Below are 26,610 nucleotides of genomic sequence, written 5' to 3'. Positions count from 1 at the left end.
GGCGCACCTTTCCTACTCGGCGGCCGTCCGCCGGCGCGCGCGCACCAGCAGCAGGGTCGCCCCGGCCATCAGGAGCAGCAGTGCCACTCCTCCGGCCATCAGGGGCAGGCCGCCGCCCGTGACGGCGAGGTCGCCGCCGCCCGCGCCGGAGCCGTCCGCGTCGTCATCGCCGCCGTCGACCGGAGCCGCAGGCAGGGTGATAGCCGCCCAGCCGAGCAGATCGCCGTCCGCCGAGACGAACGACAGCCGGTGCTCGCCGTATGCGTCGGCGGGGACCGTGACGGTCAGCTCGCCGTCGCGCACGAGCGTCCAGCCGAGGAACACGGGGTCGGAGTGCAGGTGCACGCCCAGCCAGGTGTTCTCGTACTCCGCGGGCACCCTCACGGTGACCGTGCGGCCCTCGATCGAGATGACCTCGAAGCCGCCCTCGTCCTCGTCTCCGATCGTCGGAGCCGAGGGCTCCTCGGCCGGCTGCACGGGGGCGACGTCCAGAGTGGCGACGCCGGTCGTGACCTCGCCGAAGGCGTTGGTCGCGATCGCCCGGAACTGCGTGCCGTGCGCGGAGACCGGAACCTCCGTGAGCACGAGCGTCTCATCCGTGGCGCCGTCGAGGTCGGCCCATTCCCCGTCCTGCAGCGTCTGCCACTGCACGGTCGGGGCCGGGCTTCCGGAGAACGCCGCCTCGAACGAGGCGTCCTCTCCTGCGGTCACCGCGGCGTCCGAGGGCTGCTCCGCGACCGCCGGCGCGCTGCCGGCGACGTAGGAGACCGCGATCGGCTTGACGGGCTTGTTGGCATCCGCCGAGGCCCCGGACTGGTAGAAGAACGACCGGATGCCGGAGTACAGCAGCGAGGAGAACTCGTTCGGGAACGAGCCCGTGTACTCGCCGGCCCAGGTGCCTGCGGCCGTCTGGCCCTCCCAGGTGGGAGCGACCGTGAACGACGTCGTGCCGTCCGCGGTGGCGGCGTCCGCGCCCGTGAAGGTCGCGATCGTCACCCGCTGGGGCGCGTAGTCGTGCTCGGCGAGGCCCTCGATCCGGAAGTACCCGCTGAACTCGGCCGTGATGTAGCCGTCGCCGTTCGGGGCGATGAGCAGTTGAGGGTCGGCGAAGTTCCACTGGCTCGCGGTGCCGGAGGACACGCGTGCGACGGCGGTGAAGTCGATCACCGTGTTGCCGTCGGCGTCACGGTGGCCCGTGCCGTCGGTGAACGTGAACGCGCGGTTCGAGTTCGCCTCCGAGGAGCCGGCGTCGCCGGGGACCGTCACGTCTCCGGAGACCGCCTCCTTGGCGAACACGTAGCCCGCCGGGCTCCAGTAGTTCGCGATCGTCCATTCCAGCTCGGCGCCGGTGATCTGCTCGACGGCCGTGCCGACCTGGATGTCGTCGACCGCGCGAGCGAGGTCGACGATGCGGAAGGTCTGCGCCGCCGAGGACGAACCCTCGTACAGCACCGCATCCTCCGGGACGAACGTCGCGGTCACCGCGTGCGCGCCACCCGTGAAGGCGTCGGTCACGAGCGTCGCCGCGCCGTCCTCGACCTCGGCGGACCCGAGGCTCTCCCCATCCGCGAAGAACTCGACCAGGCCGTCGACCGCCGGGGAGACGGTGGCCGAGACGGTCACGTCCTCCCCTGCGAAGTCGGTCGGGAAGTCGGAGAACTGCTGCGGGGAGAGCGAGAGGCTCGTGGCCGCGGCCGGCGCGAACTCCACGTCGTAGGCGAGCTCGTTCGCCGCCTGCACGACGCCGCTCGCCCCGACCGAGTACACCGCCAGGCGGTAGTCGCCCGTTGCCGGCTTCTTGGCGAGGACGTCCGCATAGCTGATCCCGTCGAAGTCGAACGCGAACGAGGCGCGTCCGTTCGATCCGATCGACCACCGGACGTACTGGCCCTCGGTCGCGTTCGTCTGCTGCACCCACTTCGTGGTCACGGCGACGCGTGTGGCGGATGCCGCACCTTCGGAGGGTCGCCAGCCGTCGTTCGAGATCCAGCCCAGCGACACGTAGGAGCCGGCCGGAGCATCCGGTGCACCCGGATAGGTCGGCTTCGCCGTCGCCTCGAAGCTCTCACCGGTCACGGACACGACGGCGCCGGCGCGATCGAGCCCCGTGCGGGGTTCGACGGTCAGCGACGGAGCGGCGATCTCGGCGCTCGAGTAGGACAGCCCGATCGGCAGCCCCGCCTTCGTGGAGTCGGCGCTGGAGCCGGACTGCAGGAAGAACGAGCGGACGTTGGCGCTCACGAGCACCAGGGTCTCGTTGGCGAAGGTGCCTCCCGTGTACGAGCCGGACCAGCTTCCCGCGGCGAACTGCCCCTCGAAGACGGGCGTGGCCTCGAGGGAGGTCGTCCCCTCCTCGGTCGAGGACTCGGCACCCGTGAAGGTGGAGACCACGACGCGCACCGGGCCCTGGACCTCGTCCGTCATCCCGAGCGACGCTCCGAGGAACTCGGTCGTCACCTCTGCGGTGATGTACCCGGAGCCGTCGGCCGCGGTACGGACCTCGGGGTCGGCGAAGGTCCATCGGTTCGCCGACCCGCTGGTCAGCTGCGCCTCGCCCTCGAACGACACGACCGAGTCGCCGTCCGCATCCGTGACCCCGGTTCCGTTCGAGAACACGAGCTCCTGAGCGGCCCTGTCGGCCGCGGTCGCTCCCTCGGGGAGCTCGGAGAGCACGACATCGCCGGAGAGCGCCGACTTCGCGGGGGCGGATCCGAAGCTCACGAAGTTCGCGATCGTCCAGTTCAGCGTCGCATCCGCGATCTCCGAGGCGGCGGTGCCGACCTCGATCGCGCCGACGATCGGCTCCAGGTCGACGAAGCGATACGTGCGCTCCGCCGAGGTCGACGCCTCGAACAGCGCGTCGTCCTCCGGGGTGAAGACCGCCGTCAGCTGCTGGGCGCCGCCGACGGCGTCGCTCGTGGTCACCGAGGCTGCGCCCTCCGCGACCGTCGCCTCGCCGAGGCTCGTCTCACCGCGGAAGAACTCCACGGAGCCTGCGGCGTCCGCGGGTGCGACCGTGGCGGACAGCGTCACCTCGTCACCGACGAGGACGGGCGTGCCCGTGCTCGGCTGTGCCGCGAGGGTCGTCGTCGTCGGCGTCGCGGGGACGGCCTGCTCGGCGAAGGAGACGGCCGTGTAGGCCTCGTTCGCGGCCTTGACGACGCCGTGGGCGCCGAAGCTGAAGACGCCGCACTCGTACTGGGTGCAGTCGATCGTGTCGCCGAAGAAGCTCGGCAGGCTGCTGCCGGGAATGGTCAGCGTCGCCGTCCATTCGCCGTCGGCGTTCATCACGCCGTCTGCCACATCGGCGTCGCCGGTGCCCTGGTTCGCCACGAAGACCGGCGAGCCGTAGGTGTAGTCGCCCTGGCCGACGGGCCCGCTGGAGCCGCCCTTGCTGCGCCGCCAGGTCTCGGAGCTGTCGGTGTCCTTCTTGGTGCCGAAGCCCACGTAGATGCCGCCGGTGCCGGTGCCCGGCTCCACGACGGGGCCGGGGTCGAACCCGTAGCCGTTCAGCGTGAAGGACACGGCGTCGGTGCCGTCGACGTCCTCGCCGGGCGTCACCACGATGTAGGAGGTGTTGCCCTCGAGCGGGGTGCCGACCGCGGCGCCGTCGGGGTGCTCGGGCGTCGATGCCTCGACCGTCAGAGCCGCGACGTCGGAGGCGACGTCCTGAGCCGCCTCATTGCTGGCGAGGGCCCGGAACTCACGTCCGTCGTCTGCGATCGTGACGGCTTCGAGGGTCAGCTCGGTCGAGGTGGCGTCCTCGACGTCGTCCCATTCGCCGCCCGCGATCCTCGTCTGCCACTGGATCGTCGGCTCCGGGTCACCCGTGAGCGAGACGGAGAAGGTGGCGTCCTCGCCTTCGGCGACCGTGATGTCCGCGGGCTGGGTGGTGAAGGAAGGCGCGACGGTCTCCCCGCTCTCCTCCGCGAAGGTCACCGGCGTGAAGACCTCGACGCCGGAGCTGCGCTGACCGTGCGCGCCGATGGTGATGACGCCGCAGACGGTCTCGCCGTCGAGGCAGTCGATCTCGTTGCCGGCCTGCGAGGTGAACCGGGCGCCGGGGATCGTGAGCGTCGTCTCCCAGTCCCCGTCGGCGTCCATGTAGCCCAGCCCCGGCTCGGTGTCGTTGCCCGGGTAGTTGATCAGGGACTGGTAGACGCCGGCGCCGGCTGCGTAGTCGTAGTTGACTCCGCTGATGCCGCTCTTGCTGGGCGCCCAGCTTCCCGCGTCCGCCGAGTCCTTCGGCGACACGACGCCGAACAGCAGATAGGCGCCGCCGAAGTTCGCACCGAAGTCGTTCGTGGTGGCGTAGCCGTCGCCGCTGAGCGTCAGGGTGGTGTCGCCGTCGGCGTTGAGGTCCTGACCGGGGGTGACGGTGAGGGTGGGTGTGAGGGTGGCGTGGTTCACGCCCGTCCCGGTGCTCGAACCACCGGGGGCGGCGAAGGCCGGCGTGGCGACCAATCCGCTCAGGCCGACCGCGGCGGCGACGCCGAGAGCCGCGGCGGAGCGCAGCCCGCGGCGTCTGCCGCGTCTTGTCATCGGGTTGTCTGTCATTTCTTCCTCTTGAGGTCGTGAGCGCCAGGACGCTCGGGGAGAGCCCGTCATGCGACGGGACGAACAGGGCGGGCTCCGCCGCGCCGAGCGCGGACGTGCACCACAGCGGCGCCGAAGACGCCGAGACTGAACAGGAGGACGCCCGCGACGATGAGCGTCCGTCCCTCGGCGGAGACGGCCGGAGCATCCCAGCCGGTCGCCGCGGACAGGCCGGGGCTCCCGCCGGCGAGGTTCGGGTTGTCGACGAGGCCGGTGTCTCCGTCGGAGGGCGGCTCCGTGTTCGGCGGCCGTTCGTCGGTGAAGTACAGCGGGGTGAAGACCTCGACACCGGCGTTGGCCTTGCCGTGCGCTCCGATCGTGATGATCCCGCACTGCTGGACGTAGCAGTCGATCTGCGTCCCGTGCGTGCTCTCGAAGCGCGAGGACTGGATCGGGAAGCCCGTGATCTCCCAGGAGCCGTCGGCCTGGATGAAGGGCAGCCCCGGCCCCGTGACGTTCCCGGGGTAGTTGACCATCGTCTGGTAGGTCCCGGCGGTCGCCGCGTCCTTCGCGTAGGTGTACGTGACGCCGCTCTGCCCCGTCGACCCCTTGTCCGGGTGCGCACCGGGTCCCCAGTCGTCGCCGGCCGCCGGGTCGATCCATCCGAAGAGCACGTATGCCCCGCCCTCGGTGCTGCCGGCCGAGCTCGTCGCGTAGCCGGTGCCCTTGAGGTCGACCCGCTGCTCCGAATCGGACAGCGACCACGCCGGCGTCACGGTCAGGGTCGCACCCGTGTACGGGTTCGTGCCCGTGCTCGTGCCATAGGGCTCCCCCTTCACGGGGTCCTCCCCGTCCGGGTCTTCACCGTCCGAATCCTCCGCGAGCTCGAACGGCGCCCAGCCGATGAGCTCCTCCTCCGCGGTGATCACGGAGAGCTTGTGGGCGCCTGCGGGGAGAGCCGCGGGAAGCACCACCTCGATCCGGCCGCTCGCAGGGACGAGGTACCAGTCGACGAACTGGGGATCCGAGTACACCGAGACCCCGACGTAGGCGTCGACGGCCGGGGCGCCGACGAAGACCGTCGCGGTGCGCCCGGAGAGCGAGAGCACCTGCACGTCGCCGCGGTTCGCCGCCGTCAGACCCGCTTCCGTGGGGAGGGTGTCGGGAGCGCGGTCCGGCCGCTCGGGGGTCACCGGAGGGACCGTCGTCGGATCGTCGTCGTCGCGATCCGGCCATGTGCTGTCGTCCTGCCCGGCGAAGTAGACCGGGGTGAAGGCCTCGTTCGCCGCCTTGACCACGCCGTGCGCGCCGAAGCTGAAGATGCCGCAGGAGAGCTCCACGCAGTCGATGCCGTCTCCGAAGAAGCTGTCGATGTCCTTGCCGGGGATCGTCAGCTCCGCCGACCAGTGACCGGAGGCATCCATCACGCCGTCGGCGACGTCGGCGTCCGCGGAGTTCTGATTCCCCACGAACAGGGGCAGGCCGTAGGTGTAGTCGGCTGCACCGACCGGCCCGCTGGTCCCGCCCTTGCTGCGGCGCCACGCCTCGCTGCCCGGGTTCTTCATGGTCCCGAGACCGACGTAGATGCCGCCGGATCCGGTGCCCGGCTGCCCGGCCGGCCCTGGATCGAAGTGGAAGCCCTCGATGGTGACCGTCGTCTCGCCGTCGGCGTCGAGCGCGTAGCCGGGGGTGACGCGGATGTACGCGGTCGTCCCGCTCAGCGGGCTGCCGGTGCTCACCCCGTACGGCCCGGTGCCCGCACCGCCGTCGCCGTCCTCACCGTCGTCATCGCCGCCGCCGGGGCTCTCCGCCCCGGGAGCGGCCAGGTCGATCGAGAGCGACAGCGGATCGGTGTAGTCGTTCGGCGGCGCGTAGGTGGGCCCGCCGTACTGCGGAAGATGCGAGGCCCACGCCTCCTCGCTGAACACGCCCTCTGCGGTCGTGAGGACGAGACGGCCCTGCGTGTCGAGCGCGAGCGAGTCCTCGTCGAGTGTGTAGACGGCGAGCGTGAAGTCGTCGACCGGCTCCTTGACGTTGTAGCTCTCGATGAGGTCGACGACGACCGCCGCCTCGCCGTCGGCGATCTCGATGCGGACGTCGTCGAAGTACAGCCAGTCCTCTCCGAAGCCGAACATCTCGAGCGATCCGTCGAAGCTCAACGAGGCCGTGCCCGCTGCGAGATCCACCTCTCCTCCGACGGCGGGGAAGACCGCACCCGCGTCGCCCTTGGCGTAGGTCGCGCCGTCCGCGGCGGCGACCCATCCCTCGGTGTGGCCGAAATTCTCCAGGTAGTTGCGGATGGAGTGCCGGACGCCCCAGGTGAGCGATCCTCCGGTCACCTCCAGGACGTCGTCCGGCTCCGTCGTCTGCGCGGCGGCCGCTGCGGGCAGCGAGGATGCTCCCAGCACCAGGGCGCCGAAGACCGCGCCTGCGCGGAGCACGCGCCCGGCGAAGGGCGATCCGACCGTTCTCATGACTGTCCTTCCGTCTGTCCGTCTTGTCCCGGCGTCGCGGCTCCCGAGCCCTCGCCGGTCGCGGCCGGAGCCGGCCTCCTGCGCTCGCCCGCCCGCCGCACGAAGAACACCACGACCGCCGCGAGCAGCGCCGCGACGGCGAAGCCCAGGACGCCGAGGACGACCGGCGTCATCCCCTGACCGTCCTCGGCGACGGGAGCCTGCGTCGCCGGCACGGCGTCCGCGGCGTCGTCCTGCGCAGGGGCGGTCGCGGCCGGCGACTCCTGAGCGGCCGGCGACTCCTCCGCCGCCGGGATGTCCACCACGGTGGCCTCGTCGGTGAAGCTCGGACGCTCCGTGCCGCCGCGCACCTCGCCGTCGGCGGTCACGAAGCTCACCGGCGTGAAGGACTCGTTGTTGGCGTTCCAGTTCCCGTGCGCGCCGATCGTGATGATGCCGCACATCACCTCGAGGCAGTCGACTTCGCCGCCGGCCTGGGCGTTGCCCGAATGCGGGTCCCCGAAGGTCGAGGCGAAGCTGCTCCCCGGGATCGTCATCCGCGCGGTCCAGCTGCCGTCCGCGCCGATCGTCGCGTTCGCCGCCTCCGCGGACGACCCTCCGGCGAAGGCGACCAGGAGCTGCGAGCCATCCGTGGCCGCGTAGCTGAAGGTCGTCCCGGACTTCCCTCCCTGGCTGGGAGCCCACGCGTTGGTCGTAGGATCCGTGACCGTCCCGAAGAAGACGTACACACCACCCGGCGCATTGGGCAGGTACTGGAACCCCGACCCGGAGAGCGTCACCGTCGTCGAGCCGTCGGCGCTCGGCGTGACGTCCACGTCGACGCGGGACGCCGCGAAGGCCGGGCTGCTGGACGATGCGATCAGCGCAGCCACCGCGAGCAGGACGGCGAGCAGCATCGCGCTCGCTCGCACGCGCCAGGTCGGCGCCGGTCGGGTCGCCGCTGGGGACAGGGACGTCATCGTTTCTCCTCCTCAGGGGCCCCGACGGGTTCGGGGCGCTCGTCTGCGAATCGTCGCGGCACCACGAGGAGCGAACCGTCGTCCTCCTCGATCACGCGGATCGGATGGCGGTACACCTCGCTCAGCAGCGCCGCCTGCATCACCTCGGCCGGCGTCCCGCAGACACGCATCCCGCCGCCGTCGATCATGAGGATCCGGTCCGAGTACGCCGCCGCGGCCGCCAGATCATGGAGCACGACCACCACGGCGCTGCCTCGTCCCGCGTACATCCGCGCCAGCGCCAGCACGTGCTCCTGATAGTTCACGTCGAGCGAGGCGCTCGGCTCGTCGAGCAGCAGCAGACCCGCGCGCTGCGCCATGGCCCTTGCCAGCGCCACGCGGGCGCGCTCGCCGCCGGAGAGGGAGGTGAAGGGGCGCTCGGCGAAGCGGAGGGTGTCGGTTCTCACGAGCTCCTGGGCGACGATCCGGTCATCGGTCTCGACCGGGGTGATGTCCCGCCAGGGCGCCCTGCCCATCTTGACGACGTCGACGACGCGGAAGGGGAAGCTCAGCGCGTTCTGCTGCCGCAGCACGGACCGCCGTACGGCGAGCTCCCTGGCTGACCAGTCCGAGATCTCCCGGCCGCGCAGCCGGATCGATCCCGTGTAGCGGTGGTCTCCGGCGACCGCGCCGAGCAGTGTGGTCTTGCCCGCCCCGTTCGGTCCGATGATCGCCAGCACCTCGCCCGCGCGGACCTCGAAGGAGACCCCGGAGACGATCTCGGTGCCGCCCAGCGAGACGCCGACCGCTTCTGCCTCGAGCACGATCTCGCCCTGCCGCAGTTCCTCGGGGCGACGAGGCGGCCTCCTCAGCGTCATCCGCATCACAACCACCCCCCGTTCCTCGTCTTGCCGTTCTTGAGCAGGAAGAAGAAGAACGGCCCGCCGATCAGCGCGGTGAGCATGCCCAGCGGCAGCTCGGCGTAGGGGATCGCCGTGCGGGCGAACGTGTCTGCGAGGACGAGGAGCAGCGCACCGCCCAGCGCGCTGGCCGGGACGAGGACCCGGTGGCCCGGCCCCACGAGCATGCGGATGAGGTGCGGGACGACGAGGCCGACGAAGCCGACGATCCCCGCGAACGCCACGGCGGCGGCGGTGAGGACCGCGACGATGACGATCGTGCCGATCCGCAGGCGTTCGATGTTCACGCCGAGATGGCGGGCGGCGTCGTCGCCCAGGCTCAGCAGATCGAGCCGTCCCGCGACCATGATCGCCAGCACGAGCCCGATGACCACGAGCGGCAGGATCGTGCCGACGGCGTCCCAGAGCGCGCCGGCCAGGGATCCCATCTGCCAGAACACGATCTGCTCCCGCTGGTTCGTCGTGGCGGCGAAGGTCATCAGGGCGAGCGCCGCCCCGGAGAACGCGTTGACCGCGATGCCGGTGAGGATCAGGGTGACCACCTCGGTGCGTCCTCGGGAGCGGGAGATCGAGTAGACGAGGAGCGCGGTGATCACGCCGGTGACGAAGGCGGCGACCGGGATGGCGAAGCTGCTGCCCGCGGCGACGCCGGTGACGATCATCAGGCTCGCTCCGACAGCCGCCCCCGAGGAGACCCCGATGACGCCCGGATCGGCGAGCGGGTTGCCGAAGACCCCCTGCATGATGGCCCCTGCGGCCGAGAGGGCCGCCCCCACCAGGACGGCGAGCGCGATCCGCGGGAAGCGCACCTCCCAGAGGGCGGCGTCGGCGTTGGGATGGGTGGCGGCCGCCGCGCATTCGCCGCCGACCCGACGGCAGATCGAGCCGATCACCTCGAGGATCGGGATCTGCAGCTGCCCGAGGGCGGCGGCCACGAGCACCGCGATGACGAGTCCCACGCCGAGGGAGAGGAAGAGCGCGAGGACCCTGCGGCGGTTCGGGGTGGGCAGCTGCGAGGGATCGGCCTCGTAGTCGAGGACCCTGGGCAGGGTGAGCGGCTCCGCATCCAGCCGGAGCGGCTCGGCGGCCCCGCTCGTGGCGGGGGTGGAGGAGGCGACGGTCATGGGAGCTCGACCTCGTCGAGGTCGACGCGGTAGACCGACTCCGCGAGCGCCGTGAGCACCTCCGGGGTCCTCGGGCCCCAGGTGAACATCTCGTAGTCGCTCATGTCGACGACGCGGCGGCGCTCGCCGGCGGGCGTCTGCGCGACCCCGGGAACCTCCAGCAGCCCGTCCACGCCGCCGACCGACTCCAGTCCGAGCGTGAGCATGAGGATGAGATCCGGCTCGAGCTTCATCAGCCCTTCGGCGGTGAGGGAGCCGCTGACCCAGTCCTCCTCGCCGGCGATGTCGACCCCGCCCAGCGCCTCGATGAGGACGCCGGCGATCCCGGTCGTGCCATCGGGGTTGTCCCCGTACATGTAGTAGACGCCTGCACGTCCGCGCATGTAGAGGAAGACCATCCGCACGCGATCCGCCTCCTCCGACGGCGCGACGGCCTGGATGCGCGCGAGGGTGTCGTCGAGGCGTCGCTCGAAGTCGGCGACGTACTCCTTCCCGAGATCCGGGACGCCGAGCGCGGTGGCGACGTCGGTGATCAGCCGCCCGATGGATTCCATGTCCTCCGCCGGCTCGAAGAAGATCACCGGGATGCCGGCGTTGCGCATCTGCATCTGCACGTCGTAGGGGCCGACGCTGTAGTCGGTGAGGATCAGGGTCGGCCGCAGTTCGAGGATGGCCTCGGCGTTGAGCGTGTGCGTGTTCATGACCAGCGGGAGGTCCTTGGCCGAGTCGAATCCGGTCGTGAGATCCCGGCCGACCACCGAGGGCCCGAATCCGAGCCCGAACACGACGGAGGCGAGGCTCCCCGTGCCGTCCAGCGCGAGGATGCGGCTCGCGTCCGTCACCTCGACGGTGACGTCGTCGAGTCCGGTGAAGCGCACCGGCAGCTGCGGCTGCGGATCCGTGGTGATCGGGGTGATGTCCGTCGACTCCAGAAGGGCCGTGTCCGCTCCCTCGTAGAGCCGCGGGCTGCCTTCGGACGCCTCATCGAGAGCAGCGATGTCCGGGTCGTCCCCGACGATCAGCGAGCAGCCGGGGACGAGGGGGGAGACGAGCACGAGAACCGCGACGAGGACGGCGGACAGCCGGCGCCTGCGGGCGCGGGACGCAGTTCGGAGGTCAAACACAAAGGGAAGCCTAACCTAATTAACAGCTCTCTAGTAAGGTAAGCCTTAACTAACTTGCCGCTCTTGGCCGAGCGCCATCGACCCGCGAGGAAACGACGACACTTGCTCTCCACACGACCGCGCGCGCTGCGCGACATCGTCCGCGGGCTGACCGCTGCGGCCCTCATCACCGCGCTCTCCGTGCCGCTGTCCGGCAGCGCAGCGCCGTCGGCCGTCGCCGAGGAGACGCCGTCCCCCTCCGCACCCGCGACGATCGCCGCCGAGCTCCTGGCCGTCGGCGAGGAGGCGTCCTCACCGGGCCCGGAGGCGAGCGGCGAAGGCCGCCTCGCCGACGCGGCATCGACGCTCGCGGCGGAGACGGTGGACGCGAACGAGGACGCGCCCGCCGGGGATCCGATCGAGATCATGGTGATGTTCGACGACCCGGGCATCGGGGCCTCGGCGCAGGGAGACCCCGAGCGCGCCGCCGCGTTCCTCCAGGAGACCGCGCAGAGCCATTGGGATGCCGCGGAGCAGGCGCTCGACCGGCTCGAGGCCGAGGGGGCGCTGCGCGTCCTCAACCGCTTCTGGATCACCAGCGGCGTGCTCGTCTCCGCGGTCCCCACCGAGCGGACCCTTCGACTGCTGGCCGAGCTCCCCGGCGCCTCGAGCGTCGTGCCGAACTTCGAGGTGGAGCCCCTGGAGTCCGAGGATCCCGTGCCGCTCGCCGAGCCGAGCATCACGGCGACGGACGTCACGGGCGACGGCACCCCGGTCACCTACGGCCTCGAGAGGATCGGCGCACCCCAGACCTGGCTCGACTTCGGAGCGGAGGGGCAGGGCGTCCGCGTGGCGGTGCTCGACACCGGCGTGGACGTGAGCCATCCGGATCTCGCGGGACGGATGGTGGGCAGCGGACTCGGTGACGCCGCCTACCCGGGGGGCTGGATCAGCTTCGACCGCACCGGGAGCCCCGTCGCCAGTCGCCCCAGCGATCCGGGGTCGCACGGGACGCACGTGGCGGGAACGGTCCTGGGCGGCGACGCCTCCGGCACGCAGATCGGCGTGGCGCCCCAGGCGCAGCTGATGGCGGCGAACGTCCTCAGCGGCAGCGGAGGAGGGAGCCTCGCCAAGATCCTCGCCGGAATGCAGTGGGCGGTCCAGCCCTACGACGCGAACGGCGATCCGGCCGGCCGGCCGGCGGACGTGGTCAACATGTCGCTGGGATCCTCCGGCTACGACGAGACGTTCATCCCCCTGGTGCGGAACCTCCGTCAGGCCGGGATCTTCCCCGCGATCGCCATCGGCAACGCGCCCTGCGGGCCCACGGGAACCTCGAGCCCCGGCGACATCTACGACGCCTTCGGGGTGGGGATGACGAACGCCGACGACGAGGTGGATCCCGGATCCTGCGGCGCCGTCACCTCCTGGCCGACCAGCATCTCCGAGCGATACGACTGGCCGGAGGGCTTCGTCAAACCGGACGCGTCCGCTCCGGGAGCCGCCGTGTTCTCCGCGATGCCCGGCGGGCTGTGGGGGGAGTCCACCGGCACGTCCATGGCGACCCCCCACGTCGCCGGCGCCGTCGCCCTCATCCGATCCGCGCAGGCCGGACTCACCGTCGACCAGATCGAAGAGGCGCTGGAGAGCACGGCGTGGCGCCCGGACGGTGCCGCCGAGCCCGACACCGGATACGGCCACGGCCGCATCGACGTGCACGCCGCCGTCGCCGCGGTCCTCGGCCAGGCGGGGGTGAACGGGGTCGTCGTCGACGCCGCGACGGGGAAGGGCGTCGCCGGGGCGACCGTCAGCTTCGACGAGCGGGGGGAGACCTGGACCACCGATGCGCAGGGCCGGTTCACCGCCCGGCTGGTACCAGGGACGTACGTCTTCCAGGCCACGCGCTTCGGGTACGAGCCGCAGGCCGGCGGAAAGGTCGTCGTCACAGAGAACGCCTTCGGGAGGGTGGAGCTGAAGATGACGGCGATCACCGTGGGCTCCCTCGCCGGCATCGTCGTCGACACGCAGAGCGGCGCGCCCATCGCCAACGCCCAGATCCAGGTCGTCGGTCAGCCGATCACCGCCACGACCGGCGCCGACGGCGGCTATCGGATCGACGGCCTCCCGCTCGGCTCGTACCGGGTGAGCGCGACGGCGGAGGGCTACCGGGACTCCGTGTCCGCGCCCGCCGAGATCCGGGCGGCCCTCACGACCACGATCAACTACCGCCTGGCCGCCCTGCAGCGCGTGCTGGTGCTCGGGGACAACGGCGGACGCACGGCGGCGCTGCTCGGCGCGAACGGCTTCGTGGCCGAGAGCGTCCCTCGGCTCGCGGACGCCGCCGACGTCGCGGACTACGACATCGTCGTCTGGGATGCTCCGCAGGCGGTCCCGGACGACGAGCTCCTCTCCTTCATCGATGAGGCGGATGCCGCGGGCGTCGGCGTGGTCTGGCTCGACCAGGGGTCGTCCGAGAACAGTGGGATCGGCCAGCTGTCGCGAGCCACGGGCGATCCCGCGGGCAGGGCTGCCGCGAACGACCGCACGCTGACGAGCACCGGCTACCGGGTGCTCGTCGATCACGCGATCTTCGGCGGGGGTGTCGTCAGCGCCGAGAGCCTCACGGTCGGCGACGTGATCGCGCAGAACGCCGTCGAGGGCGGTCCGAAATACTACGCCTGGTTCGAGGGCCTGACCGGTGAGGCGGTGAGCGTCCTCGCGGAGACGGTGACGACACGGGCCGTCGAGGGACAGGAGCCGGAGATCGTCCGCGCCGGTGACGGCATCGCGGTGGCGCAGAGGGAGAACAGCCGGCACGCCCTCCTCGCCCTGCACGGCTCGTCCCCCGCCGTCGACACCCGCACCTGGTCGCTGCCGAGCACGCAGCTGTTCCTGAACGCCGTGGCGTGGACGGCCCCCGTGGCCGCCCAGACGACCGAGCCGGAGATCATCCTCCCCGTGCCACCGGTCGTGCAGCCGGGGGAGCCCGGCGGGGGCGGCACATCGACCCCGCCTCCCGCGGACACCGGATCCCCTGCCGAGACGAAGCCCGCGAGCCGCGCGCCCGCCGCGCAGATCGCCCCCAAGCCGAAGATCGTTCCGGATGCCCCCTTCGCCTCGGCGGAAGGGCTCACGGAGGCGAACAGGGGAGGCGTCACCGTGCGCAGGGACGGGGACGTCGCCGCTGTGAGGATCCCGGGCTCGGAGCCCGGCGAGTGGTACTTCCTGCACGTCTACCCCTCGAAGACCCCTGTCGACTGGATCAGGGTGAACGACGACGGGGAACTGCGCATCGACATCGCCCGTCTCGCCGGAGGGTCCTATCTCTTCGCCTTCACCGACGAGGAGGGCGACTTCGCCGGCTGGGTCGAGATCGTGATCGAAGGCGCCTCGCCGGTGGAGGCGACGCCCGCCCCCGTCGTGGTCGACGAGGGCGCGCAGCCCTCGCTCCCCGTCGCCGCAGGGGCCTTCGCCCTCACCGTCGTCGAGCAGCTCATGCTCCTGGGAGCCGGCCTCCTCATCCTCGCGACGGCGGCACTGCTCCTGCTGAGCTCGCGGCGGCGGCCGCCGGTGTCGGGGGCGCAGGTATGACGGAGGATGCTGTCGGGTCGGCGGCGGGCCAGACGGTCGCGGGCGTGCCGGACGAGACGGTCGCGCCGGTCAGGCGTCGCTTCCGGGCCGGGGCGGTCCTGACGACGGGCATCGCCGTCGCGGGGCTCGCCCTCGTCGGCGTCGGACTGTGGCAGAGCCAGACGCCCGCCCCCGCTGTCCCCCCTCCGCAGCGCGTCGTGACCACGAACGAGGCGGACCTGGCCGAGCCGATCCCGGCATCCGCGCCGCACACGCTGCGGATCCCGGTCATCGGCTTCGAGGCGGACGTCCTCCCCCTCTCGCTGGACGGATCGTCCGTCGTCTACCCGCCCACGAAGGGCGACTCGTACTGGCTGGACGAGTACGGCCTTCCCGGCGCGGATTCACAGGGCACCGTGTACCTCGCCGGACACAGTTCGGCCGACGGCACGTCGGTCTTCGATCCTCTCGTCGACCGGGCCGAGGGGGGAAGCACCCTCGAGGTCGGCGACGAGATCCTCCTGGACACCGAGAACGGCACGGTGGTCTACCTCGTTCAGGCTCTGGAGCGGCATCCGAAGACCGAGCTCGCCGACGTAGCGGATCTGTGGACGTCGTCGCCCGGCAGGCTGGTCCTCCTCACCTGCTACTACGTGGACGGCGCCTCGTCCGCCCCGGACAACTTCGTGGTCTACGCCAGGATCTCCCCCGGTTCATCCGCCCGCTGAGCTCTCACGGACGAAGGCTCGGAGCGCCACCTGGCGCTCCGAGCCTTCGGACTCGCGACGGCGCTCAGGCGTCGGCGGTCTCCTTCTCCGCATCCGCCGCACCGTTCCTGCCGCGACGGGCGACCAGGAGGCCGGCCGCGAAGGCGAGCACGAGGAGCACGGCGCCACCGGCGATCCACGGCCACACCGGAGCGTCGCCTCCCGTCTCCTCGGGGACTTCCTCGACCTGAGTGTCGGTCACCGCGGTCTCCGCCTCGGGCTCCGCGACGGGCGCGGTGCCGCACTCGGCATCCACCGGGACGACCGCCGACACCGGGTCGAGCGCCTCGCCGGCCGCATAGGTGCCGAACGCCGCGGCTCCGGCCTCGGTGAGCGTGGCGGGAAGCGCGTCGAGCGAGATGACGCCATCGGCGACGACGACATCGCCCAGCGCGAACTCCGCGAAGCGGACGCCCTGCTGATCGATCGCCTCACCGCCCTGGGTCGTCCCTGTCACATCGAAGACGAGGTATCCGGTGTCACCGGCGAACTCCAGCCGGGCATTCGCGAGCGTCGTGTCGAGGGCTCCGTCGTGACCGGTGAACTCGATCGTGCCGCCGTAGGTCACCAGGCCGTTGCCGGTCTCGGGATCGAACGAGCCCGCTCCGGCGGACCAGACGTACTCCGGGAACTCGTAGACGACGCCGTCGAGCTCCCAGCCGCCGTTCGCGATCCCCTCGATGTAGGTGCGGAAGGACTCCTTGAAGCCCCAGTTGAGGCTCGCGTCCTCGACGGTGCACTGGCCGAGCGCCGCGCTGGCGGAGCGATCCAGGGTGAAGACCAGTCCGCGGGTGACGGAGCCCTGCAGCGTGAGCGTGTGCTCGCCGTCGGCGAGAGTCGCGGGCAGCGTTCCCGTCCAGGTCGCCACGCCGTCGGCGTCCGCCGAGACGGTGTCCAGCAGGACGGGCGTCGAGTACACGACCACCTTGATGTCCTGCTCGTTCGGCTGGAACCCTGATGCGGTGATGGTCGCCCGACCACCGGACTGCAGGGCCTCGAGGTTCGCGTCGTCGATCTCGATGCCGCTCGTCGCGGGAGGCGCATCCGGCAGCTCCTCCTTCTCCTGGACGGATGCCGTGGCCACGGTCCCCGTGGAGCCGTTCGGCGCCGCGGCGGTGGACCCGATCGTGAAGGTCACCGGGTCGAGCACCGTCGAGTAGCCGCCGAGCACCCTGTCGCGGCCGGCGGCGGTCAGCGTGGCCGGCGCTCCCGTGAAGGTCACCGCGCCGTTCGCCGTGCTCTTGCGCGCCGACGAGAGGTCGAGCGTCGCGAAGGGGACCTCCGAGCCGCCGTTGCGGAGCGAGAGCGTGGCCGAGCCGGCGGAGGTGATCGTGATCCGCGGGTTCGACATCGTGACGTCGAGCACGCCGTGGTGGCCGGTGAAGCGGACGATGCCGCGGTAGCTCACCGTGCCGAGGCCGGTCTCGGCGTCGTAGCTGCTGCTCGACTGCCCGAACTGGAAGATGCCTCCCGACCGGGTCGCGCCGCCGGACACCTGGATGGCGCCCTGCGCGATGCTCCCGATGATGTAGTCGGTGAACGACGTCGAGATCGCCCAACGCAGCGAGCCGCCGGTCTTCGTGCCCTGGGGCGTCTTGCCCGGCTCCTCCTCCTTCGGGGGATTCGGCGTCGTGGGCGGCTCCTCGCCGGCGAAGGCGATCGGGACCGCGAGCTCGCTGCCCGCCTGCACGACACCACCAGCGCCGACCGTGAACACGGCGAGCTTCCCGCCGTCGACCTTCTGCTCCGCGAGAAGAGCATCCTCGGTGACCTCGACCACCCAGGTCGCGTCCGCCGTGCCGTCGCCGTTCTCGGTCCAGGTCACGGTGGCGAACGAGTTGGCCGCATCCGCAGCCCAGGCGCTGTAGGCACTCGCCCGCGCAGCCGACGGCGCGCCCTCGGACGGACGCCAGTCATCGGCGATCCACCCCACCTGGAAGTAGAACCCGGCCTTGCCAGAGCCATGGCGGGACACCGCAGAGGTGTCGTAGTTCTTGGCTGTGATCGTCAGGGTCTCCCCCTCGGGATCGAGATCCTGCGTCTTCGAGACCGTCAGAGACGGGCCGGTCGGCACCGGCTCGGCGAACGCGATCGGGACGGCGAGCTCGCTGCCCGCCTGCACGACACCACCAGCGCCGACCGTGAACACCGCGAGCGTCGCGCCGTCGATCTTCTTCGCCAGCAGATCGGCCTCGGTGACCTCGATCTCCCACGTCGCGTCCGCCGTGCCATCACCGTTCTCCGTCCACGTCGCCGACGCGAACGTGTTCGCCGCATCCGCGATCCACGCGGCGTACGCATACGCCCGCGCAGCCGACGGCGCGCCCTCGGACGGACGCCAGTCATCGGCGATCCACCCCACCTGGAAGTAGAACCCGGCCTTGCCCGAACCGTGGCGGGACACCGCAGAGGTGTCATAGTTCTCCGCCGTGACGGTCAGCGTCTCGCCCTCGGGATCGAGCCCCTGCGTCTTCGAGACCGTCAGCTTCGGAGCAGCGGGCTCCTCGTCGCCGGGTTCGGTGTCGCCGGGGTCGGTCGGGTCCGTCTCGCCCGGGTCCGTGTCGCCGGGGTCGGTCGGGTCCGTCTCGCCCGGGTCCGTCTCGCCGGGATCCGTCGGGTCCGTCTCGCCCGGATCGCCTTCGCCGGGGTCGGTCTCGCCGGGCTCGGTGCCACCGGGATCCGTCTCCTCCGCGCCGAACACGGCATCCCACTGCTCTGCGGAGACGCTCACATCCCCTCGACCGTAGATCGTCGAGGAGTTCGGAGTCGACCGTGTCGCCCAGGCGATGACCTCGTAGTCCTTCTCACGGTCGAGCGAGCCCGCCGGAGCGTTCAAGGTGAGCGATGCTCCGCCGCCGGCGACCGGCGTCTCGGCGACCGCCGCGTATCCGCTGCTGCCCGTGACCGAGGACTCCGTGCCCTTCACGATCAGCGCGACATAGGCCGCCGTCACCTCTCCCAGGCCGGATGCCGAGACCTGCACGGAGATCCCCGACTCGTCGGCCGAGGTCACCGTCCCCGCGACCGAGGCGCCTGCCGCCGTCGCAGGAGGCGCGAGCGCCGCTCCCGCGACGATGAGGAGGAAGGAGACGAGGGCCGCGATCAGCACGCGGGCACGGCTGATGACGGGCGAGGAAGTTGCTGTGGCGTTCACGAGTTCTCTCCGGACCCCGGACAGGCGTGTGCGCACGCCGGAGGTACCGCAATGCAGTCGGGTGGAAGGGCAGTGGATGATTGGTTAGGCTTAGCTAAACTTCACCCGATCCCGAGGGTAGTCCGCCGCTTCGAACGGCGTCAAGTTTTAGGATAGCCTCCCCTAATGCACCGCCGATTCCTTCCGCTCGTCCTCGCCGCCGTCTTCGCGCTGGGCCTCAGCGGATGCACCGTTCCGGGCGCGACCGGCGCTCCCGCCGCCGTTGACGACGCCTGCCCGGAGGCGAGCGAGCAGCTCGCCTCGCTCGACCTGGCCGACGACGTCCGCGCCGTCACGGGCGGGTCGACCGCATGCCTGCCGAGCCATTCGATCGGCACCGTCTCCGACGGGACGGCTCCCGTGCTCCCGGTCACCGTGACCGACGACGAAGGGCGCGAGGTGGAGATCACCGACATCAGCCGCATCCTCCCCGTCGACATCTCCGGGACGATCGCCTCCACGGTCTTCGCCCTCGGTCTCGGGGACCAGGTCGTCGGCAGGGACTCCTCCACCGACTTCGACGGCACCCAGGAGCTCCCCGTCGTCACGAAGACCGGCCACGCCCTCAATCCGGAGGCGATCCTCGAACTCGCCCCGACGGTGATGCTCACCGACACGACGATCGGTCCCAAGGAGGTGCGCCAGCAGCTCCGCGACGCGGGGATCGCGGTCGTCGTCATCTCCAGCGAACGGCGCCTCGACACCACCGACGAGCTGGTCACGGAGATCGCCGCGGCGCTGGGGGTGCCGAGCAGGGGCGACGCCCTCATCGCCCAGCTCGACAAGGATCTCGACGAGGCGCTCGCGGAGATCGCCGAGGTCGTCCCCGAGGACGAGTCCGACCGCGCACGGATGCTCTTCCTCTACGTCCGCGGCAGCGCGAACGTCTACTACATCTTCGGTCGCGACTCCGGCGCCGATTCGCTCATCGACGCGGTCGGCGGCATCGACGTCGCCAGCGAGATCGGCTGGGAGGGGATGAAGCCCATGACCGCCGAGGCGCTCGTCTCCGCACAGCCGGACGTGCTCGTGATGATGACGGGCGGGCTGGAGTCGGTCGGCGGCATCGACGGGCTCATCGAGCGCATCCCCGCGGTCGCCGAGACCCCGGCCGGGGCCCACCGGCGCGTGATCGACATGGCGGACACGGAGATCCTCAGCTTCGGGCCCCGATCCGCCGAGATCATCCGCGCCATCGCCCGCGCGCTCTACGCGCCGACGCCGTCCGAGCCCGCCGAATGACCTCGGAGGTCGTGACGCCGACGCCGACCACTCGTCGCGGCATGCGATTCGCCCTGGTGGTGCTCGGGCTCCTCGCCGCGCTCGGCATCGTGTGCCTCGTGTCGCTGGGCAGCGGTCAGTATGCGCTCTCCCCCTCCCAGATCATCGGCATCCTCCTGCACGGGGCGGGGATCGACACCGGCTGGGCGCCGGAGGCCACGACGGACTCCGGCGTGATCTTCAACATCCGCCTCCCCCGGCTCGTGCTCGGCGTGCTCGTCGGCGCGGCCCTGGCCATGTCCGGCGTGCTGATGCAGGCCGTCTTCGGCAACCCGCTGGCGGACGCCGGAGTGGTCGGCGTCTCCTCGGGCGCCGCCCTCGGCGCCGCGGGGAGCATCACCTTCGGGCTGGCGACGTTCGGGATGTGGACGACGCCGCTGTTCGCCTTCATCGGCGGCCTCGTCGCCGTGTTCTCGGTGTACCTCATCAGCCGCTCCGGCGGACGCACCGAGGTCGTCACCCTCCTGCTCACCGGCATCGCGATCAACGCCATCGGGGGTGCGGGCATGGCGTTCCTGACGTTCCTGGGCAGCACCTCGACCCGCGAGCAGATCGTCTTCTGGCAGCTCGGATCGCTCAACGGCGCGCTCTGGCCGAACATCGCGCTGACCGCTCCTCTGGTCGTGGCCGGGTTCGCCGTCGCCCTCGGCGTCTCCCACCAGCTCGACCTCTTCGCCCTCGGCGAGCGCACGGCCAGGCATCTCGGCGTCCGCGTCGAGCTGCTCCGCGTGATCGTCATCGTCACGGTCGCGGTCCTGGTGTGCGCGGCCGTCGCCTTCACCGGCATCATCGGCTTCGTCGGCCTCGTCATCCCGCATCTCATGCGCATGCTCATCGGTCCGGCGCATCTGCCGCTCATCATCGCCTCCGCGCTCGGCGGTGCGGTGCTGATCGCTCTCGCGGATCTCATCGCCCGCACCGCGGTCCCGCTCGCCGACATGCCGATCGGGATGATCACCTCCCTCGTCGGCGGACCCTTCTTCCTCTGGCTGCTCGTGCGCACCCGTCGGCGCTCAGGGGGATGGGCGTGACGGCGCGGCTCCGTGCGACGGGGGTCACTGTGCGCCCCGTGCCGCACGGACGCGCCATCCTCGAGGACGCCTCGATCGAGGTGGCCGCCGGCGAGATCCACGCCCTCGTGGGGCCGAACGGCGCAGGCAAGTCGACGCTCTTCGGCGTGCTCGCCGGAGACCTGCCCGCGGAGTCCGGGGTCGTGGAGCTGGACGGCGAGCCGATCACCGGCATCCGGCCCCGCGAGCTCGCCCGCCGCCGCGCCGTGCTGCTGCAGGAGAACGCGGTGTCCTTCCCGTTCAGCGTCAGGGACGTCGTGCGGATGGGACGCGCCCCCTGGGCGCGCACCGAGGCCGAGGAGGCGGACGACGACGTCGTGGCTGCGGCGATGGCGGCCACCGAGGTCCTCCTGCTGGCGGACAGGTCGGTCTCCTCGCTCTCCGGCGGCGAGCGCGCCCGCGTCGCCCTCGCCAGGGTGCTCGCGCAGTCGACCGGGATCATGCTGCTCGACGAGCCGACCGCCGCCCTCGACCTCAAGCATCACGAGGACGTCATGCGGCTGGTGCGGGCGAGCGCGGATGCCGGGACCACGGTCGCGATCGTGCTGCACGACCTCAACGCCGCGCTCGCGCACGCCGACCGGGTGACCCTGCTCGCCGGCGGGCGCGTCGTCGCCTCCGGCATCCCGCACGAGGTGCTCACCGCCGAACGCATCGAGGCCGTCTACGGGCAGCCGGTGGACGTCTTCCCCCATCCGGTGACGGGGGTGCCCCTCGTGGTCGCCCGACGCTGATCCGGTTCCCTGCGGAACCGCCGCGATGGGGGGCCCGTCTTGCGGTGAGGCGGTCCCCTGGCACGACGAGGTCGGGCGCACCGACGTCGGGCCGTCCCCGCATATAGGCCCGCGGGGCGGACAGCCCGGCGCTCAGGGGCGCAGCGGGAGGAGATCCGTGAGATCGGCGCGCGTGCCGGAGGCGTGGACGAGACCGTCGGCCACGGCGTCCGACCACGACCGCGCCCCCGTGGCGAGAGTGATCCAGGTGGTCGCATCCATCTCGACGACGTTCGGCGGCGTGCCCCTGGTATGCCGGGGACCCTGCACGACCTGCACGGCGCCGAAGGGCGGGACCCGAACTTCAACGCTGTTGCCCGGCGCCTTCTCGTCGAGGAGCTGCAGAAGGTAGCGGACGGCCGTGGCGAGCGGCGCGCGAGCCGGCTTCTCCCCGACCGTCCGCGCCCTGGCCACCTCGTCGAGCGCTGCGCGCCCCTCTGCGGTGTCGATGGATCGGGCCATCCGCCCAGCCTAATTCCCCCTGGTTCTGCACCGGCTGTTTCCCTGGTTCTGCACCGGTCCGTCCCGGACTGTACAGTCGTCGGTCGTTTTCACGGATGTCGGTCAATTCCCGCGGTCTCGACCGACATCTGTGTTTCCGACCGACATCCGTGTCGACCGACACAAGCCCGGAGGCGTCACGGGGTCAGGCGGCGGGCGGATCCAGCCGGACGAGCCGGACGAAGCGCACGACCAGGTCGTCGTCGCCTTCGGCCAAAGAGATCCGCAGGCGGGTGGCGTCCTCCGTCACCGCGCCATCGGGCAGCGCGATCGTCGCCGTGCGCCATTCCCCGCTGTCCGTGCGCTCCACCGCCGGGGACGACCCGGCGTCCGTGTCGATCGTGAACGACCCGGATCCGATGTCGAGGAACGTCACCTTGAGCACCGCGCCGCCGGAGATGGATGCCGCGAACGCCTCGTCCACGGCGAGGACGAAGCCGGTGTCCCCCGAGGCGACGTGCGTCGACAGCCCCTCGCGGGCGGTGCCGTTGACCTCCTCCACCTCGCCGACGTGCGTGTCGGCATCCGTGCGGTGCGCGATCGAGCCCGGTTCGTCCACCTGCACGAGCCAGCGCTCGAGATTGCGCACCCACGGGCGGGTCTCCCAGTCTCGGGGGAACTCCTCCTCAGCCCAGAAGGTGTCCTCGGCATCCCGGAACGCGGCCCAGGCGTCCGGCGAGGTCGCCGCGGTCTGCCCGAGCTCGAGCCGCACCCAGTCCCAGTGCTCGGGATACTCGGCCATGTACGAGTCGCTCGGCACGACGTACATCCAGTTCATCCGCAGCTGCAGCGCCTTGAGGTTCGCCTGGCGCACCGCGTAGTACGGATCGCCCGTGGCGTAGCCGCAGTCGGTGAAGCACTCGTTCTCGGTCGCGACGACGAAACGGCCGGAATGGATCGGGAGCGTCTCGTCGACGACCATGTGACCGTCCGGCTGGATGTGCGAACCGTACGCGGGCGCCTCGCTGAGGTGGAAGTTGCCGGGCTCCGTGATGCCGGTGCGGATGCCCATCCCGGCATCCACCGCCTGCTCGGCGAGCAGGTCGTCGGCTGCGCCGAAGGGTCCGAACGGGTAGTCCTCGCCGGTGAACACGAGCTTGTGCGCGTTGTCGCCGAACAGCTCGACGAGATCGATCCAGGCGTGGTCGTACCAGGAGAGGTAGGAGTCCTCGTCGAGATCTCCGCTGTCCGCGGCGGCCGAGATGATGTCGTAGTCGTACTCGGCCCAGGTGAAGGCGCCGGGCACGTACACGAACCTCAGCCGGTCGTCGTCGGCGAGCCCGAGGTCGACGAACAGCGTGCGATAGGCGTCCATCAGATGACCCCAGACGCACTCGTCCCAGATCGGCAGGTGCGACTCGCCGTCGTCGTCCGGCCCGTAGGCGCTCACGCCGCAGTCCTCGGCGACCCATTCCGGCGCCCAGCTCTCGCCGCTGGCGAAGACGCGCATCCAGTAGTCGCCGTCCTCGGCGAGCTGCGCGCCCAGGCCGTCGAAGGTCATGCCCTGCGCGGATCCGGACGTCCACCGGTCGATCGCACCGCCCTGCTCGGGCTGGATCTGCCGCCAGGTCACGTCGATCGACCGCACCCCGACGAGATCGTCCGCGGACGCCTCTTCGGAGAACAGGCCGGAGTTCTCCGCGGGTCGCGCGTACTCCGGCAGCGTCCAGTCGTCGCCGTCGGCGATCGCGACGCCGTCGCCGGCATCCGCGAACGCCGCCCTCGGCCCGACGTCCAGGTCGACGGCGGAGCCGCCGCCGAGTTCGAGCGGTTCGACCGCCGTGCATCCCGCGAGGAGGGCGATGCCGAGGATGCCCAAGCCGGCCGTTCTCCGGTTCACCCTCACCAGGGTAGAGGTGTCCGGTCGCCATGGCCGTCCGCAGAACCGGCACAGATGTCGGTCGTTCTCACGGATGTCGGTCGATTTCCGCGGTTCTCGGCCGACATCCGTGTTTTCGGCCGACATCTGTGCCTGGCCGAGAACCGGGCCGGGCCGGTCGTCGACGGCACGGCGTACGCTCGAGGGGTGACCGTTCCCCCGCACCCGGAAGGAGCCCGAGCCCAGCTGCTCGCGGCATCGGCGTCACACTCCTGGGGCATCCCCTTCCCTCCGCTGCCGGACGCCTCCGCCGCGCGCCGGGCGTCCGTGCTCATCCTGTTCGGCGTGCTCGACAGCATCCCCGCTCCCGTGCCGGATGCCGTCGTCGCCCGCGATCTCGACGTGCTCCTGCAGCGACGCGCTCCCACGCTGTCCTCGCATCCGGGGCAGGTGTCCTTCCCCGGCGGCGGGGAGGAGCCGGGCGACGAGGACGCCGCGGCCACCGCCCTGCGCGAGGCGGAGGAGGAGACCGGCCTCGACCCCTCGGGCGTCGAGGTGCTCGCCACCCTTCCCGAGCTCCCGCTCGCACCGAGCAACTACCAGGTGACCCCTGTGCTGGGCTGGTGGCGGACCCCTTCCCGCGTCGCCGCGGTCGACCATGCCGAGACCGTGGAGGTCTTCCGTGTCCCCGTGGCGCAGCTGCTGGATCCGGCCACGCGCTTCACCTCCGTGATCGAGCGCGCGGGGCGGCGGTTCAGCGGACCGGCGTTCGACGTGGACGGCACGATCGTGTGGGGATTCACCGCGATGGTCCTGGACGGGCTCTTCGAGGCATGCGGCTGGAACGTCCCCTGGGATCGCTCCGACGAGCGCACCGTCCCGCTCTGAGGCCCGACGGGCGCCGGCCGGCTGGGTAGTCTGGACGGGTGAAGATCCTCGTCCTCGGTTCCGGTGCCCGTGAGCACGCGATCATCCTCGCCCTGCGTGCGGAGGACGCGGAGCACGACGTCTTCGCCGCCCCCGGCAACGCGGGCATCGCGCAGGATGCGACGCTCGTGGCTCTCGATCCGCTGGACGGCGGCGCGGTGACGGGGTTCGCGAACGAGCATGCCATCGACCTCGTCGTGATCGGGCCCGAGGCTCCGCTGGTCGCCGGTGTCGCGGATGTGCTCCGGGAGCGCGGCATCCCGGTGTTCGGACCGGGCAGGGCCGCAGCCCAGCTCGAGGGCTCGAAGGCCTTCGCCAAGCGCGTGATGGACGCCGCCGGCGTCCCGACCGGCCGCGCCGTGCGCGCTGCGACGGTCGCCGAGGCCGAGGCCGCGTTCGACGAGTTCGGCGCCCCGCACGTCGTCAAAGCAGACGGCCTCGCCGCGGGCAAGGGCGTCATCGTGACCTCGAGCCGCGCCGAGGCGCTCGCCCATGCGGAGCACTATCTCGCCGAGGGGCCGGTGCTCGTGGAGGAGTTCCTCTCCGGCCCCGAGGTCTCGCTCTTCTTCCTCTCCGACGGCGACGCCGTGCGGGCGCTGAGCCCCGCCCAGGACTTCAAGCGGGCCTTCGACGGCGACGAGGGCCCGAACACGGGCGGCATGGGCGCATACTCGCCGCTGCCGTGGCTGGCGGAGCAGTTCGGCAGCGCGGACGCCTTCGTCGAGGAGGTCACCCGCGACGTCGCCCTCCCGGTGATCCGTCAGCTGGATGCCGAGGGCACCCCGTTCATCGGCCTGCTCTACGCCGGCCTGATCCTCACGCCGGCCGGCATCCGCGTGATCGAGTTCAACGCGCGCTTCGGCGACCCCGAGACGCAGGTCGTGCTCCCGCGGCTGTCCACTCCGCTGTCCGAGCTGCTGCTCGCCGCAGCCTCGGGCACCCTCGAGGACCAGCCGCAGCCGGAGTTCCGCGACGACGTGGCGATCACCGTCGTCCTGGCCAGCGAGGGATACCCGGAGGCGCCGCAGACCGGCCGGCCCATCTCCGGACTCGCGGATGCCGCAGCCGTCGAGGGCGTGCGGATCGTGCACGCCGCGACGGCGGGTCCGGATGCTCCGGGCGGCGATCTCGTGGCGACGGGCGGCCGAGTGCTGAACGTCGTCGCGACGGCGGAGGACTTCGCCACCGCCCGCTCCCGCGCCTACGACGCGATCGGCCGGATCTCCCTGGACGGCGCGCACTTCCGCAGCGACATCGCGGCCCGCGTCGCGGAGTAGCCCGCCCCTCTCGCCGCGCTTCCGGGGCCGCGCTGCCCGTCTCGGTGCGCGCTGCCCATCCCGGTGACAGGCTGCCCATCCCGGTGCGCGCCGCCCATCCCGGTGACAGGCTGCCTATCCCGGTGCGCGCCGCCCATCCCCGTGCGCGCCGCCCATCCCCGTGACAGGCTGCCTATCCCGGTGCGCGCCGCCCATCCCCGTGCGCGCCGCCCATCCCCGTGCGCGCCGCCCATCCGGATGCCCTGCTCGTCCCGGTGCGCTGCCATCCCAGTCCCGCACGGCTCCTCCTCTGGTCGCGCGCTGCCTATCCCAAGTCCCGCGCGGCTCCTCCTCCACC

Annotated in this window: 16 protein-coding genes; 7 read left to right on the top strand and 9 right to left on the bottom strand. The window is 71.5% G+C overall.

Annotation, left to right across the window (positions count from 1 at the left end; genetic code table 11):
* Positions 1 to 12: 12 nt before the first annotated feature.
* The 6 genes from ACYVGQ_RS06640 to ACYVGQ_RS06615 are packed head-to-tail and all read right to left on the bottom strand — an operon-like array spanning position 13 to position 11,116.
* Entirely contained in the window at positions 13 to 4,557 is a 4,545-nt protein-coding gene (locus tag ACYVGQ_RS06640) for an Ig-like domain repeat protein (protein ID WP_460783771.1), read from the bottom strand.
* A gap of 47 nt (positions 4,558 to 4,604) precedes the next feature.
* A complete protein-coding gene (locus ACYVGQ_RS06635) occupies positions 4,605 to 7,010 on the bottom strand; it encodes an HtaA domain-containing protein (RefSeq protein WP_460783770.1) in 2,406 nt (801 codons plus the stop codon).
* Entirely contained in the window at positions 7,007 to 7,969 is a 963-nt protein-coding gene (locus ACYVGQ_RS06630; RefSeq protein ID WP_460783769.1) for a hypothetical protein, read from the bottom strand. Before ACYVGQ_RS06630 ends, ACYVGQ_RS06635 begins: the two co-directional genes overlap by 4 nt.
* Positions 7,966 to 8,772: a heme ABC transporter ATP-binding protein gene (locus tag ACYVGQ_RS06625; protein WP_460783768.1), complete on the bottom strand. Its 807-nt coding sequence runs from the start codon at positions 8,770 to 8,772 to the stop codon at positions 7,966 to 7,968. The genes ACYVGQ_RS06630 and ACYVGQ_RS06625 overlap by 4 nt, the downstream gene beginning before the upstream one ends.
* A 59-nt stretch (positions 8,773 to 8,831) precedes the next feature.
* Positions 8,832 to 9,992 carry a FecCD family ABC transporter permease gene (locus ACYVGQ_RS06620; RefSeq protein ID WP_460783767.1) on the bottom strand — a complete coding sequence of 387 codons (1,161 nt, stop codon included), beginning with the start codon at positions 9,990 to 9,992 and terminating at the stop codon, positions 8,832 to 8,834.
* Positions 9,989 to 11,116, bottom strand: coding sequence for a heme/hemin ABC transporter substrate-binding protein (locus ACYVGQ_RS06615; protein WP_460783766.1), 1,128 nt, complete (start codon positions 11,114 to 11,116; stop codon positions 9,989 to 9,991). The genes ACYVGQ_RS06620 and ACYVGQ_RS06615 overlap by 4 nt, the downstream gene beginning before the upstream one ends.
* A 102-nt stretch (positions 11,117 to 11,218) precedes the next feature.
* Between ACYVGQ_RS06615 and ACYVGQ_RS06610 the strand changes: the two genes are divergently transcribed.
* Complete coding sequence (locus ACYVGQ_RS06610; RefSeq protein ID WP_460783765.1) at positions 11,219 to 14,686, top strand: S8 family serine peptidase; 3,468 nt, start codon at positions 11,219 to 11,221, stop codon at positions 14,684 to 14,686.
* The gene (locus tag ACYVGQ_RS06605) at positions 14,683 to 15,393 is read left to right on the top strand and encodes a class F sortase (protein WP_460783764.1); all 711 of its coding nucleotides are present in this window, start codon (positions 14,683 to 14,685) and stop codon (positions 15,391 to 15,393) included. Before ACYVGQ_RS06610 ends, ACYVGQ_RS06605 begins: the two co-directional genes overlap by 4 nt.
* 64 nt (positions 15,394 to 15,457) lie before the next feature.
* On the opposite strand, the gene ACYVGQ_RS06600 is transcribed toward ACYVGQ_RS06605, so the two are convergent.
* The gene (locus ACYVGQ_RS06600; protein ID WP_460783763.1) at positions 15,458 to 18,586 is read right to left on the bottom strand and encodes an HtaA domain-containing protein; all 3,129 of its coding nucleotides are present in this window, start codon (positions 18,584 to 18,586) and stop codon (positions 15,458 to 15,460) included.
* A gap of 165 nt (positions 18,587 to 18,751) precedes the next feature.
* On the opposite strand from ACYVGQ_RS06600, the gene ACYVGQ_RS06595 reads away from it, so the two are divergent.
* Genes ACYVGQ_RS06595 through ACYVGQ_RS06585 form a run of 3 tightly spaced genes read left to right on the top strand, consistent with a single transcriptional unit; the run spans position 18,752 to position 21,710 of the window.
* A complete protein-coding gene (locus ACYVGQ_RS06595; protein WP_460783762.1) occupies positions 18,752 to 19,867 on the top strand; it encodes a heme/hemin ABC transporter substrate-binding protein in 1,116 nt (371 codons plus the stop codon).
* A complete protein-coding gene (locus ACYVGQ_RS06590; protein ID WP_460783761.1) occupies positions 19,864 to 20,937 on the top strand; it encodes a FecCD family ABC transporter permease in 1,074 nt (357 codons plus the stop codon). Before ACYVGQ_RS06595 ends, ACYVGQ_RS06590 begins: the two co-directional genes overlap by 4 nt.
* Entirely contained in the window at positions 20,928 to 21,710 is a 783-nt protein-coding gene (locus tag ACYVGQ_RS06585) for a heme ABC transporter ATP-binding protein (protein ID WP_460783760.1), read from the top strand. The genes ACYVGQ_RS06590 and ACYVGQ_RS06585 overlap by 10 nt, the downstream gene beginning before the upstream one ends.
* A 132-nt stretch (positions 21,711 to 21,842) precedes the next feature.
* On the opposite strand, the gene ACYVGQ_RS06580 is transcribed toward ACYVGQ_RS06585, so the two are convergent.
* Both ACYVGQ_RS06580 and ACYVGQ_RS06575 read right to left on the bottom strand, forming a co-directional pair.
* Positions 21,843 to 22,211: a sterol carrier family protein gene (locus ACYVGQ_RS06580; RefSeq protein WP_460783759.1), complete on the bottom strand. Its 369-nt coding sequence runs from the start codon at positions 22,209 to 22,211 to the stop codon at positions 21,843 to 21,845.
* A 184-nt stretch (positions 22,212 to 22,395) separates the two neighbouring features.
* Positions 22,396 to 24,090, bottom strand: coding sequence for a hypothetical protein (locus tag ACYVGQ_RS06575; protein ID WP_460783758.1), 1,695 nt, complete (start codon positions 24,088 to 24,090; stop codon positions 22,396 to 22,398).
* 186 nt (positions 24,091 to 24,276) lie between these two features.
* Here ACYVGQ_RS06575 and ACYVGQ_RS06570 point away from each other — a divergent pair, with 186 nt between their 5' ends.
* Positions 24,277 to 24,957 (top strand): NUDIX hydrolase, encoded by a 681-nt coding sequence (locus ACYVGQ_RS06570; protein ID WP_460783757.1) that lies wholly within the window; start codon positions 24,277 to 24,279, stop codon positions 24,955 to 24,957.
* Between the two features lie 38 nt (positions 24,958 to 24,995).
* Positions 24,996 to 26,273: a phosphoribosylamine--glycine ligase gene (gene purD, locus ACYVGQ_RS06565; RefSeq protein ID WP_460783756.1), complete on the top strand. Its 1,278-nt coding sequence runs from the start codon at positions 24,996 to 24,998 to the stop codon at positions 26,271 to 26,273.
* Positions 26,274 to 26,610 lie beyond the last annotated feature (337 nt).

The organism is Microbacterium tumbae (genome assembly GCF_054780175.1).
Note: the sequence above shows the minus strand (reverse complement) of the source record. Positions and strands in the feature narration are given on the sequence as shown.

Excerpts from the sequence above, each read along its gene's own strand:
- ACYVGQ_RS06640 (WP_460783771.1), bottom strand. The coding sequence starts at position 4,557 with ATGACAGACAACCCGATGACAAGACGCGGCAGACGCCGCGGGCTGCGC.
- ACYVGQ_RS06635 (WP_460783770.1), bottom strand. The coding sequence starts at position 7,010 with ATGAGAACGGTCGGATCGCCCTTCGCCGGGCGCGTGCTCCGCGCAGGC.
- ACYVGQ_RS06630 (WP_460783769.1), bottom strand. The coding sequence starts at position 7,969 with ATGACGTCCCTGTCCCCAGCGGCGACCCGACCGGCGCCGACCTGGCGC.
- ACYVGQ_RS06620 (WP_460783767.1), bottom strand. The coding sequence starts at position 9,992 with ATGACCGTCGCCTCCTCCACCCCCGCCACGAGCGGGGCCGCCGAGCCG.
- ACYVGQ_RS06605 (WP_460783764.1), top strand. The coding sequence starts at position 14,683 with ATGACGGAGGATGCTGTCGGGTCGGCGGCGGGCCAGACGGTCGCGGGC.
- ACYVGQ_RS06595 (WP_460783762.1), top strand. The coding sequence starts at position 18,752 with ATGCACCGCCGATTCCTTCCGCTCGTCCTCGCCGCCGTCTTCGCGCTG.
- ACYVGQ_RS06590 (WP_460783761.1), top strand. The coding sequence starts at position 19,864 with ATGACCTCGGAGGTCGTGACGCCGACGCCGACCACTCGTCGCGGCATG.
- ACYVGQ_RS06585 (WP_460783760.1), top strand. The coding sequence starts at position 20,928 with ATGGGCGTGACGGCGCGGCTCCGTGCGACGGGGGTCACTGTGCGCCCC.
- ACYVGQ_RS06580 (WP_460783759.1), bottom strand. The coding sequence starts at position 22,211 with ATGGCCCGATCCATCGACACCGCAGAGGGGCGCGCAGCGCTCGACGAG.